4 protein-coding genes are annotated in these 2,983 nt (G+C 64.1%); 3 read left to right on the top strand and 1 reads right to left on the bottom strand.

Annotated features, from left to right (window positions below):
• On the bottom strand, positions 1-1,047 hold a 1,047-nt coding region (locus tag AAC083_RS04515), incomplete at its 3' end, for an aminotransferase-like domain-containing protein (RefSeq protein WP_108535945.1).
• 115 nt (positions 1,048-1,162) lie between these two features.
• Here AAC083_RS04515 and AAC083_RS04510 point away from each other — a divergent pair.
• From AAC083_RS04510 to AAC083_RS04500, 3 genes are all read left to right on the top strand, one after another.
• The gene (locus tag AAC083_RS04510; protein WP_108535944.1) at positions 1,163-1,765 is read left to right on the top strand and encodes a LysE family translocator; all 603 of its coding nucleotides are present in this window, start codon (positions 1,163-1,165) and stop codon (positions 1,763-1,765) included.
• A gap of 115 nt (positions 1,766-1,880) precedes the next feature.
• Positions 1,881-2,471, top strand: a complete 591-nt coding sequence (locus AAC083_RS04505; protein ID WP_042038532.1) for a LysE family translocator — start codon at positions 1,881-1,883, stop codon at positions 2,469-2,471.
• Positions 2,472-2,597: 126 nt separating this feature from the next.
• A partial coding sequence (locus AAC083_RS04500; RefSeq protein ID WP_146181576.1) for an aspartate/glutamate racemase family protein occupies positions 2,598-2,983 on the top strand: 386 nt, incomplete at its 3' end.

Below are 2,983 nucleotides of genomic sequence, written 5' to 3'. Positions count from 1 at the left end.
GATCTGGCGCTGGCTCACCAGCTTGCAGGCCAGCTCGATCAAGAGTGGACTCACCATCCAGCTCGACAGTCGCATCGCCTGGGCGAAGGCGTTGCGCAGGGCGGGCGGCGCCAGCACGAAGCCGACCCGCAGGCCGCCGCAGGCGATCTTGGCCAGGCTGCCCAGATAGATGATCCGCTCCGGCGCCAGGTTGATCAGGGGCGCCACCGGGATCTGGGGCAGCAGGCCGTTGACGTCATCCTCGATGATCAGCAGATCGTGGCGGCGGGCGATGGCGACGACGGCTTCGCGCCGCGCCTGGCTCATGATGGCGGTGGTGGGATTTTGCAATGTGGGGGTGAGGTAGAGCAGCTTGGCTCGCCGCGTGCGACAGGCGGCCTCCAGCGCCGCGGGGATCAACCCCTCCTCGTCCATCGCCAGTCCCACTACCTGATTCTGCAACTGGCGGGCATTGCCCAACATGCCGGGATAGCTGAGCCCCTCGCATAAAATGGTCTCCCCCACGCAGCCGGTGGCCAGCAGGGAGAGCATGATGCCGTGCTGGGCGCCGTGGCTGAACAGCAGGCGCTCCTCGCTGCCGTGTACCCCCTGCTCGGCCAGCCAGTCGATGAACAGCTGACGCTGACCGGGCTGGCCTGCCTCCTTGTCGTAGCCGAGCAGGGCATTGAGATCCCCGTTGGCCAGCTCCCCCAGCATGGGACGTATGATGGCGGCCCTGTCCAGCTGCACCGGCAGGTTCTGCCACAACTCGATGCGGTGCCCCTCCTCCTTGCGGATCACCCACTCGTTGGCCGGATCCATGCCCGCTTCCTTGACCCAGGTGCCGTGTCCCACCTTGGCGGCCAGCAGGCCGCGTCGCTCCGCCTCGCCATAGGCGCGGGTGACTGTGCCGACCGTGACGCCCAGCCGATCCGCCAGGGCCCTGTGGGTAGGCAAGCGGGTCTGTGGTGACAGGGTGCCATTCTGAATGGCCTGCTCTATGGCTTTCACCAGTTTGAGATAGAGGGGGCCATCGAAGGAGGTCAGGTCCGGGGTCCAGATTGTCATGGTGACAATAAATCCATTGATCCAAATTTGTTCGCAATATAGCGTGAATAAACACTCAATAACAATCAAGAATGGCACATTGTATCGATACAATGTGTGCAGTTCAGGAGTCATGATGACGATCGAATGGTATGCCACCCTGTTTGGCTTTGCCGTGCTCACCTGTGGTACGCCGGGCCCCAACAACCTCATGCTGACCGCCTCCGGTGCCAACTTCGGGGTGCGTCGCACCCTGCCACACCTGATCGGTGTGGCGGTGGGCCAACCTGTGCTGCAACTGGTGCTGGTGCTGGCGCTGGGGCTCTATCCTCTGTTCGAGCGTTGGCCCCTGCTGCGGCTGGGGCTGCAGATCTTCGGCAGCCTCTATCTGCTGCTGCTGGCGTGGCGCATCGCCGTGGCTGGTACACCGGGTGATCCGGCCCGACGCGCCCGTCCGCTGACCCTGCTGGAAGGGTTGGGCTTCCAGTTTCTCAATCCCAAGGCCTGGATGATGGGGATCTCCGCCATCAGTCTGTTCAGCCTGACCGGGGCCAGCTACTGGCCGAGCCAGCTCGCCGTGATGACCATGTTTGTGCTGGTGGCCCTGCCTGTCTGCTTTGTCTGGGTCTTGTTCGGCCATCAGCTGAGCAACTGGATCAGCACGGATCGGGGCTGGCGCCGCCTCAACGGCTCCCTCGGTGTGCTGACTGCGCTCTGCGTCGTCATGCTCTGGTATTGAGCCGCGCCGCGCTGGCGGGCAAGAAAGAGCCATTTCTGACTTGTCGCCACGGGGCTGGCTCTGCATATTAGAAGGCTTGCCGCCGAGCCGGCGTTTGTATCATCAAGAGGTTGAGATGGATCTGAACTGGGTGTTTCCCCTGGCGGGCTTTGCCCTCATCACCTGCGCCACGCCGGGCCCCAACAACATGTTGCTCACCAGTGCCGGGGCGGCGCAGGGGTTTCGCCGCACCATTCCCCTGCTGGTAGGGGTCGTCGGGGGGATCAACCTGATGATCCTGGCCACGGCGCTGGGGTTGGGCGTCATGTTTGAAAAGGTGCCGCTGCTGCACGACGGCCTCAAGCTCATCGGCTCGGCCTACCTGCTCTGGCTGGCCTGGAAGGTGGCGACCGCCAGTGGCCCGGCGCAGAGCAACCGGCCGCTCATCCCGGCCCATCAGGGCGCCATGCTGCAACTGCTCAATCCCAAGGCCTGGATGATGGCGCTCTCCGCCATCAGCGGCTTCACCCTGGCGGGAGAGGCCTACTGGCCCTCCGCGGTCTGGGTGCTCGGCATCTTTTTCGTGACTGGCCTCTATACCGGTGCCTTCTGGGTGCTGTTCGGTGCCCAGGTGCGCCGCATCATCCGCACCGCCCGTGGCTGGCGTCGTTTCAATCTGGGCATGGGGCTCGCCACGGCGGCCTGCGTGCTGATGATCTGGATTTAGTTCGGGCCAGACTGTGAGCCCGGGCCTTTACCGGCTGTCTTGTTGGCCCTGCGGGGCCTTTTTTATTCCATGGGCGGTGCGATGTGACGCGCGCCGCCCTCTGCTCGGTTTGTACAAGGAGATCACATGAAATGCATCGGTCTGTTGGGTGGCATGAGCTGGGAGTCCACCGTCAGCTACTATCAGGCGCTCAACCGGGGCGTGCGCGCTCGGCTCGGCGGCCTGCACTCGGCGCGGGTGTTGATCAATAGCGTCGATTTTGCCGAGATAGAGCGTCTGCAACACGCCGGCGACTGGCCCGCCACCGCCCGCCTGCTGGCGGCGGCCGCGCGGGATCTGCAAGCCGGCGGTGCCGATTTTCTGCTGATTGGCACCAACACAATGCACAAGGTGGCGCCCGAGATTGAGGCTGCCATCGATATTCCGCTGCTCCATATCGCCGATGCCACCGCCCGTCGCCTGCAAGCGGGCGGGATACAAAGGGTCGGGCTGCTCGGCACCCGCTTCACCAT

This window comes from Aeromonas sp. HMWF014 (assembly GCF_963878295.1).
Taxonomy (GTDB): domain Bacteria; phylum Pseudomonadota; class Gammaproteobacteria; order Enterobacterales; family Aeromonadaceae; genus Aeromonas; species Aeromonas popoffii.
The sequence above is the reverse complement of the archived record's forward strand: the minus strand, read 5'-3'. Positions and strand labels throughout refer to the sequence as shown.

Coding starts and splice junctions, on each gene's coding strand:
- AAC083_RS04510 (WP_108535944.1), top strand. CDS start 1,163: ATGACGATCGAATGGTATGCCACCCTGTTTGGCTTTGCCGTGCTCACC.
- AAC083_RS04505 (WP_042038532.1), top strand. CDS start 1,881: ATGGATCTGAACTGGGTGTTTCCCCTGGCGGGCTTTGCCCTCATCACC.